The sequence below is a fragment of the Microcoleus sp. S13_C3 genome, from assembly GCF_036700905.1.
Lineage (GTDB): Bacteria > Cyanobacteriota > Cyanobacteriia > Cyanobacteriales > Microcoleaceae > Microcoleus.
The window spans coordinates 1-18,360 of record NZ_JAUBPT010000010.1 but is presented as its reverse complement, the minus strand read 5'-3'; the positions used below and the strand labels follow the sequence as shown (position 1 = coordinate 18,360).

The window sequence follows — 18,360 nt, the reverse complement described above, 5'->3', positions numbered from 1 at the left end:
GTATGTATTTTTTTGGGTATGCTTTAATGCGATCGGCTAAAATAATAAGTATGCAGGCTGAAATAAACTTAACTAATTGAGAGTTCCCAGTGAGGGGAAATCGCCCTAAAGGGCACAAATAAAATTAATCATGTGATTCTTCACTGTGATTGGCAAACGTAAAAAGGAGTAAAAGTAAACTTAGAGCAACCGCCAAAACGGTTAGGATGTTCTTAATTACACTTTCCCCAGCAGTCGATTCCTTCCATCCGTTACATCCGTTACATCCGTTAAAAAATCCGTTGCCGAACTGACATCCGTTACATCCGTTACATCCGTTAAAAAATCCGTTGCCGAACTTCCTTTTTTCGGCAGTTGACAGCACCTATCCTCAGAAACTTTTTCAAATATTAATTATGATTAATTCCCACTGCCAGCAAGACACCGCAGCACAGCAAAACAAAAGTTCGCTGCAAACTCTCACCCGGACTCTCTCGATGTCTCAGGGGCAATTTTCGCTGATTTTGGTACGGTGCAATTACAGTGCGATGAGAGAGCAAACGGCACGGCAATTGCGGGAGGAGTCGGGTATCGAGATTCCAGAAATTGTCCTCCCGCCATCTGTTAAAACTCTTTACACGACGATAGAAACCAAAGTTTCCTGCAGCCACCCGTCAGCTTTAATGGTGTTTGGCTTGGAATCGGTAAGTGCGATCGATCGACTGCTGACTTCTACCAACTACGTGAGGGAAGAATTTCGGAATAATTTTCCCTTCCCGGTGGTGCTGTGGGTGACAGACAAAATCTTAAAAAAACTGATTCGGTTAGTAACAGATATCGAAACTTGGACGACAAGTGTTGAATTTGTGATTGGCCCCGACGACTTGGTGGATTTCCTTGGCAAAAGTGCCGATCGCATTTTTTCCAACATTTTAGAAAGTGGCAATTGGCGTTTAACTAATTCTGCCATTCTCGGAGCCAATTCTTTGAGTGAATTAGAGTCGGCTAGCCAAGACTTGCAAACTTGCAATATCAGATTAGAACCAGCTATTGAAGCGAGTTTGCAATTTATTCGCGGTAGGCACGAATATGCTTGTCACCGCATCCCTGCTGCTCTTGAGTTGTATCAAAAAAGTCTCACTTTTTGGAAGCATCAACTAGCATTTATTGGGCCAAAAACACAATTTAGCGATTTGTTATTTACCGTTCACGCTGCACCGGTGTTAGAGGGAATTTTGCTATTCCATATCGGTCTTTGCTACCGCTTCCAAGCAGAACAACACCGCAGCGGCAACCGTCCTTACTGGACGGAAGCTAAGAATTATTTTCAGGAATGTATTGATGTTTTAGAACGGGCGGGACGGCCGGATGCCGTTGGTATATTCATCAATCAACTTGGCGAAGTATTGCAGCATTTAGAAGATTGGGATGCACTCTGGAATTTAGCTATCAAAGCTCGGAGGTTACATGAAAATATGGAAAATTCAGCAGTTAATTTGGCTCAAGATTACGGCTTTTTGGCTAGAGTAGCCTTAGAGCAAAAGAACTGGCAAGGGGCGAAAGAATGGGCTTTAATGGCTCTAGACATTCTCAACTCAAATTTAGAAGGGACGGGACAGGGAACGCCTGTAAAGTCGCAGCATCTAGGCTTGTATCTGTTAATTTTAGCAGAGGCGCAGAGTCAGTTGGGGGAAATGGAGGAGGCGATCGCGCATTTAGAGGTTGCTCGCTCGGAAACCGAAGCGTGCTACAACCCGCAACTGTATTTGCGGGTTTTAGAAATGCTGCGATCGCTCTATTTTCAGCGGGGAGAATATCTCGAAGCATTTCAAATTAAGCAAGATTATCGAGCGGTGGAACACACGTATCGGTTCCGAGCTTTTATTGGAGCCGGAAAGTTGCAGCCGCACAGAGAAGCGGTTAATTCCGTCGCCGAAACTGTTGCCGACGCTGCTACTATTGCTGACGAAATTACTGCTTCCGGCAGAGAACAAGACCTCAACCGCTTGATATATAGGATGAACAATACCCCCGACAAACTGACAGTAATTTACGGTCAGTCTGGAGTTGGCAAAAGTTCAATAGTCACGGGAGGATTAGTACCAGCTCTCCAACAAAAAAAAATAGAAATGCGGACTGTTTTGCCCGTAGTGCTGCAAGTTTACAACAACTGGCCGCGGGAATTGACCAGACAGTTATCTGCTGGAAAAGCTGAAATATTCGATCCGGAAATTTCCGAAGCAGTACCAGAAACTGCTCCGGTAGATTTGACCGTAGCAGCAGGCGAAGTCAAGGGAAATCTTATTTCGGGATTTCACGGTGGAGCGACTGGGAATAATGAGGATCAAAAGGAGCAGTCACAGCCAGTCGCATTAATCATAGAACAACAGGCGATCGAATACGAAAACATTATCAAGGAGCTGCAAAGAAATTCCGAACATTTAGTGACTGTTCTGATATTTGACCAATTTGAAGAGTTTTTTTTCGTGTGGAAAGAGCCAGCGGAACGACAAATATTTTTTGATTTTTTGCGGGAATGCTTGAAAATCAAATACTTAAAAGTTGTCCTGTGCTTGCGGGAAGATTACCTGCACTATTTGCTGGAATTTTCCCGACCCAAAAACCAGACCGGATTCGTTAATAATGATATTTTAGAGGACATTCTCAGCAAAAACATTCTGTTTTATTTGGGAAATTTTTCGCTGCTTGATGCGCGATCGGTAATTCGCACTTTAACTGAGCGAGCGCAGTTTTACTTAGAACCGGAGCTGATCGAAGAATTAGTCAAAGATTTAGCGGGAGAATTGGGAGAAGTCCGCCCGATCGAACTACAACTTGTCGGCGCTCAACTGCAACAAGAGAACATTAGAACTTTAAGTCAATATCAGGAACTCGGCAACAATCCGCAACAAAAATTAGTCGAAAGGTTTCTAGAAGAAGTCATCAAAGATTGCGGTCCAGAGAATGAAGTAGCAGCGCGCAGAGTATTGTATTTGCTCACAGATGAAGATGAGATACGTCCCCTAAAAACCCGCGCCGAATTAGCCTCTAATTTAGCGACATTTGCCGAAGCTGACAAATTAGATCTAGTCTTAGAACTGTTAGTAAAATCTGGTTTAGTTTTTCGCTGGACGGAACTGCCTGCAGAGCTTTATCAGCTCGTTCACGACTATCTAGTTAGCTTCATTCGCCAGCAGCAAGAATTAGATCAAAAAGCAGAATTTGAGGAGCTGCGAAAGCAAAACCAAATTAACCGAGATGAAATTGAACAAATTCGCAAAGACAGAGAGCAAGATGCTTTGCTGTCGGAAGCTAGAGAGAAACAGCACGAAGCGGAAGCTCAACTTTACGAAACTCGGAGATGGCAATTGCGGGCGGCGGTTCTAGGAGTGCTTGTACTCGCAGGTGTTTCGGGGATGGCATTCGAGCAAGCAAAATTAGCAGAAAGCGCGCGGCAAGAAGCAGAAAAAAGTCGGACGGATGCCCTAAATTCGGCGTCGGAAGCTTTGGTGCTTTCTAATGAAAAAAATCAATTAGGAGTGTTGAGAAATAGTATCAAAATTGGTCGCGATTCTCTGAAAAGTACAGCGCTGCCTGTGGAGACTAAAAATCAAATTGCTGAAAGACTCAGACAAGCAGTTTCCGGGGTGCAAGAACGCAACCGTTTCGAGCAGCACAGCAAGTTTGTTTTGGATGTTAGTGTCAGTCCCGACGGCAATTCAGTTGCTTCGGCAAGTGCTGACAAAACTGTTAAATTGTGGAGCAAAGAAGGTAAGTTATTAAAAACTTTCAATCACCCAGATAGCGTGACGAGTGTTAGTTTTAGTCCTGATGGGAAAACGATCGCTACTGGTTGTGCCGATCGCACAATTAGAATTTGGCAAGTAGATAACGACAAAAGTGCCATCGGCATTTTATCGGGCCACCGCGATATCGTCACCAGCGTCAGTTTCAGTCCAGACGGCAAAACCCTAGCTTCCGCCAGTCACGACAACACCGTCAAAATCTGGAACCTTGCGAACAAAAAATTGCTGCAAACCTTAACCGGACACAAAGACTGGGTACTCGGCGTCACTTTCAGTCCCGACGGCAAAACAATTGCCTCAGCAAGTGTTGACAAAACTGTCAAACTTTGGAACAGAGAAAGTAAAACCCAGAAATTTAGAATTAATCCCAAAACATTAACCAAACATTCTGACATTGTTTACAGCATTAAGTTCAGTCCAAACAGTCAAGAACTCGTCTCAGCAAGTGCCGACACCACAGCCAAAGTTTGGAACAGAAACGGTGAGGAAATCAGAACTCTCAAAGGACACAACGATGAAGTTGTCAGCGCGAGTTTCAGTCGCGACGGCAAAAAAATTGTCACCGGCAGTGCAGACGATACGGTAAAAATTTGGAGTCGCAGCGGCACTTTGCTCAACACTTTTCGAGGACATCAAGACGACGTAAGAGCCGTAAGTTTCAGCGGCGACGGCACTATTGCTTCCGCAAGTAAGGACAAAATAGTGAAAATTTGGAAACCGGACAGCACTCCGCTGAATAAGATTTTATCGGGACATGGAGACTGGGTTTACAAAGTTAGTTTTAGTCGTGACAGCAAAACAATTGCCTCTGCTAGCGGGGACAAAACAGTGAGACTTTGGCGGGATGACGGCAGTTTATTCAAAACCTTAGAAGGTCACAAAGATTCTGTTACCTGGGTGAGCATTTCGCCTGATGATAAAACTGTTGCTTCTGCCAGCGATGACAAAACCGTGAAAGTCTGGAATTTAAACGGTCAACTGTTAGATACTCTCAGCCACAGTGGCATTGTTAAAAGCGTGAGTTTTAGTCCAGACGGAAAGATAATTGCCGCCGCAAGTGCCGATCGCAAATTGTACCTCTGGCGCTGGAACGGTTCTAAAGCAACTTTGTTGGCAAAACTAGATCACAGCAATCCCGTAATTAGTGTTAGCTTCAGTCCCGACGGCAAAACTATTGCTACTGCTACCGCTGCTGAGGACAAGGCAAGCGGAAAGAAAAAGGCTTTTGAAATTACCGGAGAAAAGAGAGTTTACCTCTGGCAATTTAACGGTTCGTCGGCGAAGATTCTGAAAACTCTCGACCACGAGGACAGCGTTAAAAATGTGAGTTTTAGTCCCGACGGTAAGACTATTGCTGCTGCTTGCGCTGACAAAAAAGTTTACTTGTGGGAGTTTGATGGAAAGGTTGCCAATTTAACTGAAAAACTCGACCACAGCGATACTGTAGAAAGCGTGAGTTTTAGTCCCGACGGCAAGTTGATTGCGGCGGCGAGTGGGGGAAATACTGTTAAACTGTGGGATTTTGACGGCAAGAAGGCGCTGCTATCTAAGACTTTGGAATCGAGCGATCGGGTGTTGAGCGTTACTTTTAGTTCGGACAGCAAAACTCTGGCTTTTGCTAGCAGGGATAGAAGTGTAATTCTGTGGCCTGTGGAGAATTTGGAACTAAATAATATTATTGCTCGGAGTTGCGAGTGGTTGGGAGATTATTTGCAGAATGACCAGAATGTTGCTGAGGGCGATCGACTACTTTGTCTTGGATTTGGGAAGCAGGCATTAAATAAGGGGAAGCGGTGAAATTGACAGCGGTAAGTTGCGGGCCGCACACCCTACATAATTATATTTTGCTAATTCTCATCAACATAATTTTATGGAAAAATTCTGTATATGTCTCGGCGGTGCGCTACTCGCTGACAAATTAAAGTTTTTGTCGGTGCATCAACTGTGAGTCCAATACGGTAGTCACCAACACGAATTTTATATTTATCTGGATAACCTTTCATTTTTTCCAGATATCCTAATGCAAAGGGATTGTCTGATTCTAAGAATTGAAAAACTATAGGTTCTATCCTACTTCTAATTTCAGCAGGTAAAGCAGCTAGTTCTTTGAGGAACCGATTTGTATATTCAACTTGCCACATTATTTTGTTTGATTGAGTTATAATACTTTAGTGCTTGTTCTTTTGATAATATCTCATCACCTTCAGTTTCTTCTATAAGTTTAGCCAGACCATAGTTTTCCAAAATCTCCTCGATTTTCTCAAATTGTTCAAGGGGGATTTGAACAGCAATCGGCTGCTGATTTTCGTCGATTACATAACTTTTATGTAGTTCTAGCATTTTGTAGTGTTTATATCTGAGTATATAAATTATTATAATAGATACATTTTTTTTGTCAAGAGGCCATCGCGTCTGCCTGTCGAGTTGCTCAACCGATAGGTTAAACAAATCTATCTACTGGCTAATTGTGTTGGCAGTAAAATTGCGCTAAAATTCGAGTGACAAGCTTAACCTTTTTGGCAATTACCCACCGAATTAACCAGCCATCAAAACCCGAGGTAAACCACATGGATGTCAACTCCCAAAATGTCCAACCAATCCCGCCATTCAACGAGACAAACGAGGAAACACCAGAGATAGGTGGCGGTTTGTCCGTAATAGAATATTGGGCAGAACATACATTGTCCCCTGAAGGGCCGAAACTTTGGAAAACTTTGCTGCATAAAAGCGCTTGTTTGTCCTGTTCTTGGGGCACTGGCGGGCAGAAAGGAGGTTTTACAAATGAAGAGGGCGAAAAACTTCAGCGCTGCATGAAAAGCGTCGAAGCAATCTCCGCTGAAATCAAGCCGGCTATCTCAACTCAATTTTTTGAACAGCAGAGTATTGCACAACTTCAGCAATTAACTTCAATGGAAGCCGATAGGCTGGGAAGGCTGAGTTTTCCGATGATTTTGCGGGCTGGTTCCTCTCATTACGATCGCATTTCTTGGCAAGAAGTTTATCAAATTGCCGAAGCAGCCTTTCGCAAAACCCCCGAACGAGTGGCATCTTACAGTTCCGGTCGCTCTTCCAACGAAGCGGCTTTTCTGCTGCAATTGATGATGCGGGCGATGGGTTCCAATAACTTAGCAGATTGTTCCGATCTCTGCCACGCTCCCTCGACAATCGGGTTAAGCGAGATGTTTGCCACCCGCACCTCCTTAGTGAGTCTAGAAAACTTGAAGGAAGCAGATTGCGTCGTACTCGCGGGCAGCAATTCTTCCTACAACCATCCCCGTTTGATGAACGAATTGATTAAAATTCGCGACAAATGCGGTAAAATAATTGTAATCAATCCGGTGATGGAAATCGGGTTAGTCAAGTTTGGTTCTCCCGCATTTCCTGTCAAGTCGCTCATCCCCGGTTCCGATATTTCCTCGCTATACTTGCAACCAATTCCCGGCAGCGATACGGCGCTATTTGTCGGCATTCAAAAGTCTCTAATCGAACAAAAGTTGCTGGACGAAAAATACTTACAAGCCTATACAGAACGCTGGGAAGCAGTAGTCCAGCACGCCCGCGAAACCTCTTGGGAAACTATTACTAAAACCTGCGGAGTTTCCCAAACAGAAATTGAGGCAGCAGCCAAAATTATCGGCACTTCACAGCGAGTTGTATTCGGTTGGGCGATGGGAATTACCCAACACGATAACGGTGTAGATAACGTTTTTAGCATCGCCAATACTGCCTTAATGACAGGAAATGTCGGCAAAGAAGGTGCTGGATTAATGCCCGTGAGAGGACACTCAAACGTCCAAGGATTCGGCTCTATGGGCGTCACTGTGAAGCTGAAAAAAGAAATTCAACAAGCTTTAGAAAAGTTATTGAATCGTCCCCTCAGTCCTGTTAAGGGCTACGACACTCGATCGCTCATTGAAGCAGCAGATGCAGGCAAAGTCGATACGCTGATATGTCTGGGTGGCAACTTGTATGGGGCAAATCCCGATTCAACGCAGGCAAAACAGGCTTTAAGCAATGTTGAAACAGTTATATACCTCGCAACCAAACCGAATTTAGGGCATTTTCACGGATTGGCCAAGCACAATACAATTGTGATTCCCGTGCTGAATCGCTTTGAAAACCCTCACAAAACAACCGTGGAATCTGGGAATAACTTTGTGCGTTTAAATGATGAGGGCGAAACTCATCTCCAGAATTCGGATTTGATTCCTGAAGTTTATTTTTTGACAGAATTAGCCAGCCGCATTCACGGCGATTTCCCTGTTGATTGGCGCAGACTTCAAGACACAAAATACGTTCGCCAATTGATTGCTAAAACTATTCCGGGCTATGAAAAGATGGCGACAATTGATGAAACAAAAGAGGAATTCACGATCGGCGGTCGCATTTTTACAGAACCTAAATTCCCTACTGAGTCGGGGAAAGCGCAGATGTTTGTCACGCCTTTACCTAAGCTGAAATTACCGGAAGCGAAAGAGTTTGGAGTATCGGAATCAACACAGGGTATTGTTGTGGCATTGATGACGGGACGCAGCTATTCTCAGCACAATACTGTGGTTTACAAAATTGATGACAAATACCGGGGAATGCCGCACCGCAACTGCATTTTGATGAATCGTGCGGATGCAGAAAGTGCTGGTTTGCATGAACATCAGCGGGTTACGGTGCAGGGAAATGTGGGAAAAATGGAAAATGTCGAGGTGATTTACGGGGCGGTTCGCGAGGGTGCTGCTTTGATGTTTTATCCTGAAGTTAATGTGATTTTTCACCCGGAGATTGAAAAGCGATCTGGCACGCCTGCTTACAAGCGCGTACCTGCTTTTGTTTATGCACAAGCGTAATCAGAGTGGAAACGGCATTACCGTGTCCTCCGTTTCTATCACTTTAAACAACTAAAAAATCAGATTCCCCGATCGAACTTAACGCCATTCCCGGTAACAGCGCCAAGACTTGTCCGGTGCTGCCGATCCGAATTTCAGTATCGTTGCCTGAAGGTACGATCGACAGTTGCTCGAATGTCAAACCATCAACTAACACTAACCAATCCACACCAGGAGCAAAATCAACAATCGTATCCGTACCCCCATCCGGCTCCAACACAATGCCATCGACACCGACACCGGTGATAATAGTATCGTTTGCCCGACCGCCCCGCAGCACATCCCCCCCGCCCCCGCCAATTAACAAGTCCATGCCTTTGTCGCCGTAAATATAGTCACCGCCTTCGCCACCGTCCAAAGTATCGCTTTGCCGCCCCCCACTAATCGTGTCGATCCCCGCACTGCCTAGAATACTGTTAGGTAATTCATTTCCAAGTACCTGGTCATTCCCGGGCGAACCCACCAGATTTTCGATATTCGCGCCAAAAGCAATGTACGTGCCGAAGGTTTCAGTTGTATAAATGCGATCGAGATCGGCACCTAGCGCCACCTGCGAAGGTTCTAAATAGTAGCCCAGATCTCCCAAAGCGCTCTTTGTCGTCAGTGGCTTACCCTGATTCATGTCCAAAGAATAAACGTTGTTGGCCGGCAGTGCCGAAAAGTCCAAAGTATCACTGCCACCGCCGTCCCAGATAGTTTGAACCGTATTGAAATTAGTGCTGTCGAATTTGTAAACATTATTGTCACCGTTAAAGTCGCTGCGTGCGCCGTAAAGATACTGCAAAGCCCGGATGTCATAAGCCATCAAACTCCGGGGATTTTCGGCGTTGGGATCGTTAAATCTTCTATATGCGGCGTTGTAGGACATGATCGTATTTCTCGTATTGTCCTTGTCAAACGGAAGATACGGAGGGTCTCCGGGGTTTCCTGTTAAGCCGCTGCTGGAGCCGTTGTAGTTGCCGGGGTGCTTCAAACCCATCACGTGAGCGATTTCGTGAATTAAAGTAAAGTGGCCGTAACTGCCGGGGCCTGCGGAAAAAGCTGTTTCCGGATCGTTTTCATTGAGCTTTTGGAGGTGGATGGCGACCGCGCCCAACTGACCCGGATAACCACTGTAGGCATAGCCGTCAGCACCCGGCCCGTCAGAAAACATAATTCTGATGTTGCTTTGGGCCGAGTCTGGAACTTCTACAAAGTTGAGTGGCAAGACTGTGGCATAATTGTCCCGCAAGATTTGGCGGACATTCTGTTTGATCTGATCGTTAACTTCCTCAATATTGGTTTCGCCTCTAGATGGAAAATAACTGGCCGCGCTGTCAGCAGTCACAAAACTGTAGGTGATGGTGCCGCCGGGAGCGACGTTCCATTTGGCTGGCTGTCCGGGGTTTGCTCTACTTCTTGCCAGCAGAGCATCGATATCGTTAGAGTTGCTGAAGGCGGAAGCTTGAGCGGCCGATCGTTCGGCGCCCGAATCTGAGGTTTGAGCGCGGCTGCTACAGATCGGGCAGCTATGTTTTGAAGCACCTTGCAACAAATCTGAATTGTGATTACTTAAATCACTCAGAGTGTAAACAGACATGAGGTTCCTTCCAATTGGAGGCAAGAGGATGTTGATTAATATTATTAAATAAACAGATATGAAAGTCAACTCATAAAATTCATGACTTTGACTTCATAAAAATCATATTTATCAATAAATGTTACCAACAAACGATCGGTTGTCACGAATGATTTGAGCTTGCTGCTATTAACTCTTAATTTGCAAAGCTCTACCCCGCCAAGTCCATCCCCAGCCGGTTTCTGTTTTAATCGCAGAGGCGATCGCCATCGCCGCCACGAACGCACCTCCGAAACCTCCCAACCACCAGTATTTCGTCGGACATTCAGAAATCTCGGCACCCAAGCGGCGCAAAGTGTAATGCTGCCAAATTACGATTACGGATAAACAGATAGTTAGCCAGGTAATTGGCAATTGGTAATTGGTAATTGGTAATTGGTAATTGGTGATTGTGAGAATTTCTGCGAAGTCCCCGTTTGCCAGCAAAATAGCTAATGCCAACCACGGCATCGGATAAAGAAAAAACATAATTGCAGCCATGTAAACCATCATGCCCCAACTGCGGTTAGCGCCGAGATACAAATTCTTTGTCCAGCCTTCCCACAATGCGTTCCAAGACCGATACATCCGCACGGATGCCAAATTTGAACCGGAATAAAGTCCGAGCTTTAAACTCGCACGTTTGATGCGTCTAGCTAATTCCACATCTTCCACAATTTCGCTTGCAACTGCTTCGTGACCCCCGATTTTTTCGTAGCCCGATCGCCTAAATAACATGAACGGGCCACCCGCAAAAGCACTGTCTGTTTTCGAGGGATCGTTGACGGCGGTGAAGTCGAAGCAAACTGCTAAGTGATTGAACATTATCGGCTGCACTAACCACTCGGCAAAACACTCACAAACCAGCGCTGGCATACAGGTGAACAAGTCTATTTTCTCGGTTTCGGCTGTGGCGATAGCGGTTTCGATCGCCCCTGGTTTGAGTCGCACGTCGGCATCGATAAATAAGAAGAAGTCTCCGGTTGCTATTTGCACAGCTTGGGCGCAGGCCCAGTTTTTGCCCGCCCAATATTGGTTGGTTGGTCGCGGCTGACCTGCTAATATTTTAAGCCGGGGGTCGTTGAGATGCTGTTGCAGGGTTTGCCCGATCGCCTTGGTGTCGTCTGTCGAGCGATCGTCTACAATTAAAACCTCTAAGTTGTCCACAGACAGCGATGTACTCTCCAAAATGGCGATCGCGCAATCCCGAATATTCTCTGCCTCGTTGTATGCTGGTACGATTACCGAAACTTTAGGGAACTGTGCGGCGGAGTCCGGTGAGGGCCTGGCGGAACTTCTGTCGGTTCGAGGCGCATTTTTGACCGATCGGCGCAAATTCTTAGTGTAAGCTCTACTTACAATCAGAGAAAAAATTAGCAGGGTTAACAATATCAAAGCGAACTGACCTCAAAATTTCGGTACAGGATTTGTCTCCCTAAATATTAAAAAATATTAAAACAAAAAGCTAGTCGATCGCCCGAAAAGTTATTTTGACCGAAAGCATCCAGGATACAAGCCCCCGGATTCATCTCGCGCAAGTCAATGCTTCAATCTCAAATCTAAAATCTAAAATCTAAAATCGATTGACCGAAAGCATCCAGGATACAAGCCCCCGGATTCATCTCGCGCAAGTCAATGCTTCAATCTCAAATCTAAAATCTCAAATCTAAAACCGATTGACCGAAAGCATCCAGGATACAAGCCCCCGGATTCATCTCGCGCAAGTCAATGCTTCAATCTCAAATCTAAAATCTCAAATCTCAAATCGATTGACCACCTCCTTTGCTATAATTTGTGAGCATCTTTCGGCTCGCCCGCACCGAGGGGCAAGACCCCTCACCCAGACAGCGACCGAAAAGCCGAGGATAGATATCAGTTTTCAGAGGATATTGCAATGGGCGAATTTTTTACAGTCGATGTGTTTGCGAACACGATAGCGGTACTCGGCGCTTTGGGTTTTTTCTTTTTGGGATATCAAGCTTTGCAGATGTTGAAAAAATAAAGTATGTCCGAACTGAGATGTTACACCATTGTCAAGAACGGGCAAGATGCCCGTTCCACAAAGAATGATTTTTCTTGTGGAACAGGCATCTTGCCTGTTCCTAAACAAGTAATTGAGAATGGTGCAATATCTCAGTTAGAACTGAGATGTTGCACCATTGTCAAGAACGGGCAACATGCCCGTTCCACAAAGAGTGAGTTTTCTTGTGGAACAGGCATCTTGCCTGTTCCTAAACAAGTAATTGAGAATGGTGCAATATCTCAGTCAGAAGTCAGAAGTCAGAAGTCAGAAGGAAAGAAGTCCGAGGGAAGAAGTCCGATGGAAGTCGGAAGAAGGAAAGGAAGAAGAAGGAAAGAAACAACTATTCCGAATACCCAATGCCCTGTTTTGCCAATGCCCAATGCCCAGTTTTCCCAATGCCCAGGAACACCTAATTTACCTGAAAAAGGCTATACAACTGACTCAACAGTGCAACTGTTTCTTGCGAAAATCAACCAAAAAAAGGCTGCGTTATTATCATGGTGAGCCAACTTTTAGATGGACGCTATCAAATCATTGAAGTCATAGAAACAGGAGAATTTGGGCAAACCTATCTGGCCAAAGATATTCGCCGTCCCGGAGAACCGCAGTGCTTTGTCAAGCACCTGCGTCCCGGTACCACCGAACCGAAATTAATTAATACTACGCGCCGTCTTTTTCAAAAAGAAGCAGAAGTTCTAGAAAAGCTCGGTCAGCACGACCAAATCCCTCAGCTATTCGCTTATTTTGAAGAAAATGAAGAATTTTTCTTAGTAGAATCCTTTGTGGCAGGTCACTCGCTATCAACCGAGATTGTACCGGGCAAGCCTCTAACTGAAGAAAAAATGATTCCTTTGCTGAAGGAACTGTTAGAAATTTTAGTGTTTGTACACGGACAGGGAGTAATTCACCGAGATATTAAACCGGCAAATTTAATCCGCCGCTATTCCGACAACAAGTTAGTTTTGATCGACTTTGGCTCGGTGAAAGAAATTCACATCGCTCAAAGACAAGCGCCGGTAACGGTGCGGATTGGCACGCTGGAATATATGCCGATCGAACAATTTCAATACAACCCCCAACTCAATAGCGATATCTACGCTTTGGGAATGATTGGCATCCAAGCAATGACGGGTTTGCCGGCTTACGATTTGCCGAAACTGCGGGATTTGAAAAATTCTAATAAAGGCGAAATTGTTTGGCGGCATTTAGCCACCTGTTCCCAAGCGCTGGCCGATGTTTTAGACAATATGGTGCGCTATGATTTTCGGGAGAGGTACCAGTCGGCGGCGGAAGCTTTAGCCGATTTGAGGAAAATTGGCGATCGATCGCGGGCGCGGATTCCCAAGCTGACAATATATCGCGAAGAAGTCGATCGGCGCAGCAGCAGCCGGGGTGATATTACAGTCGTCGGTCGGAGAATATTAGATGAACTGCGCGTCAGTTTGGAATTGCTGCCAGAAGAAGCAGAGGCGATCGAAGATGAGGTATTGAACCCTTACCGGAAATACAGGGAAAAAGGCGAACGCTACGAACAATCACTGCAAGAAGCAATGCAGCAAGAATATCCCTTTTCTCTGGAAACTCGCGACGAATTAAAACGCTTGCAGCAAGTTTTAGGGCTTACTGACGAAGATGCGGCGAAAATCGAAGAATTAGTCGTTCCTAAATCTTTATTCGCTAAATTGTACAAGGCGATCGCCACAGTTTTGGAGGGACACCGCAACCCCAATGGGCCACCAGCGAGTAGCGCCCCTCACCTCGAACTGCAGGCAAGTCCGGCGGTATCCCCGCAGGTAAATCTGAACGGAAAAACCGATTTGTCGAGTTCCAGTGCAGCAGCACTTGTCCCCAAAGAAACTCGCAAATTCAATCCTTATCTGGTCGGGGCAACAATTGCGGCTATCTTAGCTGCGATCGGCGGAATTTACGGATATCTCAAATGGCAAGAATGGCAGCAGCGAGCCCAGAAAGAATCGCAACAGCTTAATCAAATTGAAGCTCTTTATAAAGCCAGCAATTATGAAGGCTGCATCAGCCAGATACCAACAATTGCCGACACTTCCAGCACCTATTCGTTCGCTCAGGAGTTACAAGAACAGTGCCAAGCAGGTCTGCGTTGGAAGAACGCCAAAGTCAAAAATTTCGCTCAGCATTCAGATGCAGTTGGGTCTGTTGCTTTCAGTCCAGACGGCTTAATGTTAGCCAGCGGTTCTAAAGACAAAACCATCCAAATTTGGGATTTAGCTACAGGCAAGTCGATCCGCACTTTTCCAGGAGATTCCTCCACTATTTGGTCGGTTGCTTTTGACTCAAACGGTACGAAACTGGCGACTGGCACCGGTTTTTGGCGAGTCATGCTGTGGGATTTGAAAACAGGGCAAGTGATTCGCAGTCTCGACCACACAGCTTCTGTTTGGTCTGTGGCTCTGAGCCCCGACGGACAGCTTGTGGCTAGTGGCAGCGGAGATAAAACCACAAAGATTTCGGATGCAGCAACTGGTCGTTTGATTCAGAGTTTTCCAGACCATACAGATTTTGTTTATTCTGTTGCTTTCACTCCCGATGGAAAAAGGTTGGTTAGCGCTTCTAAGGATAAAAAAATTACAATTGTGGATGTCGCAACAGGGGCCTTGCTAAAAACTCTGGAGGGACACGGCGACCCGGTGAGGTCAATTGCTATTAGCCCGGATGGCAAGACAATTGTTAGCGGTTCCTACGATGAAAGTATTAAAATCTGGAATATCGAAACAGGAGATTTAATTCGCTCTATCAAGGGACATTCTGACGATATTGTCTCGGTTGCTATCAGCCCGGACGGGAAGTTTATTGCCAGCGGGAGCAAGGATAAAACTATTAAAATTTGGGATTTTGCTACCGGAGAATTGCTTAATACTTTGACGGGACATTCCGATGAGGTTTATGTGGTGACTTTTAGTCCCGATGGCAAAACTATTGCTAGCGGTTCTAAAGACAATACTATTAAGTTGTGGTTGAGGTAATCATCCGATTTTAGATTTTAGATTTTAGATTTTAGATTTTAGATGGGAATGACTTACTGCATAATGGTTGGGAGCTTCCCTACAGTTCCATCCTGTTGAGGAACTGGTGTAATATCAATTCCGGTCGATTACCCCTAATATCATGTCCGATCGATTGACCGCGATTAAAGGCCGGGGCGGGTTTACAGATTTTCCCGTTTCTATTCAATATCTTGGTGAACCCGCCCCTACAGGAATCATGGTTAATTGACCGGACATGATATAATACAGTAGGGGCGGGTTCACGAAAAATATCTGCCAATAATTGACAATCTCAAAAACCCGCCCTTTTAATCGCTCGATCGTAAATGATATAATTAGTCATTGGTCATTTAATTGCTGTAATTCAGCTCGCTTTGTAAGGTCTTGGGAAAGTACCAATAAGGCGTTTCTAATTCGTCCTCAGTTGGATAATTGTCAGTTGACTCCTCTCGGATTTGAAAAAAGTGGTAGAGGTTAGCGACAGTTAAATCGGATATTTCTTGCCAATTCGAGGCAGCTAAACCTTGATAGCCAGTAGCGATCGCCTGCTGGCTGACATAAAATTCGTATCTCCGGCGGATTTCCGGCGACACAGCGAAGGTTAGCTGGTCGCGCAAGGAGAGAAAGTGAGACTTTTGCTTTAAAGTTTCATAAAGTGAAGGTTCCGCAGCTAATACCGCGAATGTAGTGTACACGCTGCTTTTTAAACTATCGGCGGTGAGTTTATCTAAACTAGCTAACTGGTGCTGCTCTTTGGGAGACAAAGTTTGCATCCAATCAACCTCATTTTGCCAAAATTCTATTACACTTAAATCATGACCGAGAATCCTAGAAACTTCGGGAAATAAAAAATCTAGTTCGGCTTCAGATTGACATCCTTTAACAACAGTTAGAAGATTTTGACAAATTTTTGATTGGAGTTCCAGCAGGCGATCGCTCACCATATCGTAGGCCCGCTGCAAGTGAAACGTGACCCCGATCGCCTGCTCGATCGCCCAAACACATTCCATTTGCCTGAGCTGTCCAGCCGAAGACAGCCCCTCTAACAAACTAGGATTATCATAAATTTTTAAAGCCTCAAATAGCATATCCCGCCCGCTATTAATTTCAGAATTCCGAAGTTTAAAATCTGGCACTGTCAGGGCTGACTGACAGCGTTTGACAGCCTTAGAAAAAATATCGTAACCGTTAACCAATTTCTGGCGGTGCATTTCAAAACTAGAGTCGTGAGCCACCTGAAAAATCTGCTGGATCACCTCTACTCCCCTATCTTTGAGGATGTGTCTGAGATCGATAAACCCGTCTTTAATTTTTAGCTTCTGGTGCTTGGCCTCTTCTCTGATTTTTAATACTTGGTTGAGGTTTACTGCTGACAAAACTGTGCTCGATGCTTCGCCCATACCAATGACAGCAGCAGTCGCTTGCATCACGGCCAAATTAATTTTCAGACAGTTAAGCATTCTGTATATTTTTTGAAACCCCTGATGAGTTTGAGCCACCTGCAACGGCGCCACTGTCACGTACACGGGAGCTACCAGCGGCTGTATGGGGCCACCTGCAGCTAACTGTGCGAGCAATCCTAGAACTCCGCGCGAGGAGCTAGTTCCAGTTGTTGATTGATAAAAGATTTTTGCAAGCTCCACAAACTCCCCTGTCACCGAATCTCTAGCTACCGGGAGCAATTTTCCTGTTTTGGTAGCAGGCTGTACAAGGTTGCCACTATTGAGTCGCGCCTGAGTTGCAGGGGTGAATATATAATCCATGTTGTGACTCAGTTTCCATTCAAAAAGGCAGATGTTTTGTATTGTATGCTGTTTATGGAAACGAGGCATCAAAGGAAATGAATGAGTATCTCAAGGTATTCCAGGCTCTTACCCAGTTTAACGATCGATTGTTGGCAGACGAATATCAATCCGTGGAGATTAAACAGTCAGCTACCCAACTCAGCTTAGATGTGGAACCTTGTATTGACGAAATTAAGCAATCTGCCATCAGACTCAAGGGGCTACTTCAGGTATGTTTCAAAGATGTATCTCACGCTGAGGATGTCTGGAATAGCAAGCCGAGAATTGCTGGAGCATCTCCTGTTGATGTCTGGGAGCAAATTGGCGAACTAAGCGGATGCGATGTGAGAATTCGCAGTTTAGGAAAACAGGGCAAATATGATGCTGTTGTTAAAGTTCGGAAATCTTGGAGCGACAAGGCAACCAAGTTAAAAAATCAGTGGTTTTTGTGGGATAAAAACCCTCAAGTCTTTCAAAGAGATACTATTGGTTTTTTTGAAAAAGATAATTTGCATAAAGAGTTGCGGAATGAAGTGGATGCCCAGGCAGAGCGAGTAATTTTAATTATGGAGAATGAACTAAGTTTAATTTTTAAAGAATTACAATCTATTGATATAGAAAAAATTGAAGTTTGTATTGAATGCTTCGACCTAAACAGTCAGTCGAAATTTAGAGAGCGACTACAATCAATAGGCGGGGAGGTTGTATCGAAGTTTACGGAGCCACTGAAATATTTGCCGGATTCTTATATGAAGAGTTTTAAAGAAACGCTGAAAGAACCTGTAGAAACTCTGGTTCATAAAAGCAAGATGGGAATCAGTTTGGTCGATTTTGAAGATTCCTGTAAAGTGATTGGGTCAATCCTCGACAATGTGATTTTAGCAATTTTCGAGGAGCGCATGAAACTGGCAATTCAAACAGTTGAAAAAGCGATAAAGTTCTACAATAATTTTTTAGAGAAGCAGGCGCGGTATCAGCAAGAGACGCCCCAACAGCGAGCGGCGGAAAAAGATTGGATCGAATGCCAGCGGCAGCAACTCAGGGAAGTTCAGCAGTATATTGATGCAGTCATTAGTCATTAGTCATTAGTTATTAGTCATTAGTCACTGGTTATTGGTTAGTAGTTATTGGTTATTGGTTATTGGTTATTAGAACGAACAACTAACAATTAACAAATAACCACTGACCACTAAAAACAGTCAACAGTCAACAGTCAACAGTCAACAGTCAACAGTCAACAGTCAACAGTCAACAGTCAACAGTCAACAGTC

Annotated in this window: 10 protein-coding genes; 5 read left to right on the top strand and 5 right to left on the bottom strand. The window is 44.8% G+C overall.

Going from position 1 to position 18,360, the window contains the following annotated elements:
- The first annotated feature begins 395 nt into the window (after positions 1–395).
- Positions 396–5,582 (top strand): nSTAND1 domain-containing NTPase, encoded by a 5,187-nt coding sequence (locus tag QUA16_RS04700; protein WP_333102023.1) that lies wholly within the window; start codon positions 396–398, stop codon positions 5,580–5,582.
- Positions 5,583–5,653: 71 nt separating this feature from the next.
- Here QUA16_RS04700 and QUA16_RS04695 read toward each other — a convergent pair whose 3' ends face one another.
- Positions 5,654–5,926 carry a type II toxin-antitoxin system RelE family toxin gene (locus tag QUA16_RS04695; protein ID WP_332980082.1) on the bottom strand — a complete coding sequence of 91 codons (273 nt, stop codon included), beginning with the start codon at positions 5,924–5,926 and terminating at the stop codon, positions 5,654–5,656.
- A complete protein-coding gene (locus tag QUA16_RS04690) occupies positions 5,913–6,125 on the bottom strand; it encodes a hypothetical protein (protein ID WP_333102025.1) in 213 nt (70 codons plus the stop codon). Before QUA16_RS04690 ends, QUA16_RS04695 begins: the two co-directional genes overlap by 14 nt.
- A gap of 158 nt (positions 6,126–6,283) precedes the next feature.
- Between QUA16_RS04690 and QUA16_RS04685 the strand changes: the two genes are divergently transcribed.
- A complete protein-coding gene (locus QUA16_RS04685; RefSeq protein ID WP_333102026.1) occupies positions 6,284–8,626 on the top strand; it encodes an FdhF/YdeP family oxidoreductase in 2,343 nt (780 codons plus the stop codon).
- 43 nt (positions 8,627–8,669) lie between these two features.
- Here QUA16_RS04685 and QUA16_RS04680 read toward each other — a convergent pair whose 3' ends face one another.
- The gene (locus QUA16_RS04680) at positions 8,670–10,244 is read right to left on the bottom strand and encodes a M10 family metallopeptidase (RefSeq protein WP_333102027.1); all 1,575 of its coding nucleotides are present in this window, start codon (positions 10,242–10,244) and stop codon (positions 8,670–8,672) included.
- 168 nt (positions 10,245–10,412) lie between these two features.
- Positions 10,413–11,657: a glycosyltransferase family 2 protein gene (locus tag QUA16_RS04675; protein ID WP_333102028.1), complete on the bottom strand. Its 1,245-nt coding sequence runs from the start codon at positions 11,655–11,657 to the stop codon at positions 10,413–10,415.
- Between the two features lie 610 nt (positions 11,658–12,267).
- Between QUA16_RS04675 and QUA16_RS04670 the strand changes: the two genes are divergently transcribed.
- Positions 12,268–12,789: a hypothetical protein gene (locus tag QUA16_RS04670; protein ID WP_333102029.1), complete on the top strand. Its 522-nt coding sequence runs from the start codon at positions 12,268–12,270 to the stop codon at positions 12,787–12,789.
- Positions 12,783–15,284, top strand: coding sequence for a protein kinase domain-containing protein (locus QUA16_RS04665; RefSeq protein WP_333102030.1), 2,502 nt, complete (start codon positions 12,783–12,785; stop codon positions 15,282–15,284). Before QUA16_RS04670 ends, QUA16_RS04665 begins: the two co-directional genes overlap by 7 nt.
- A 371-nt stretch (positions 15,285–15,655) precedes the next feature.
- Here the strand turns inward: QUA16_RS04665 and QUA16_RS04660 are convergent, their stop codons facing one another.
- A complete protein-coding gene (locus QUA16_RS04660; protein WP_333102031.1) occupies positions 15,656–17,068 on the bottom strand; it encodes a hypothetical protein in 1,413 nt (470 codons plus the stop codon).
- A gap of 77 nt (positions 17,069–17,145) precedes the next feature.
- On the opposite strand from QUA16_RS04660, the gene QUA16_RS04655 reads away from it, so the two are divergent.
- Positions 17,146–18,171 (top strand): hypothetical protein, encoded by a 1,026-nt coding sequence (locus QUA16_RS04655; RefSeq protein WP_333102033.1) that lies wholly within the window; start codon positions 17,146–17,148, stop codon positions 18,169–18,171.
- Positions 18,172–18,360 lie beyond the last annotated feature (189 nt).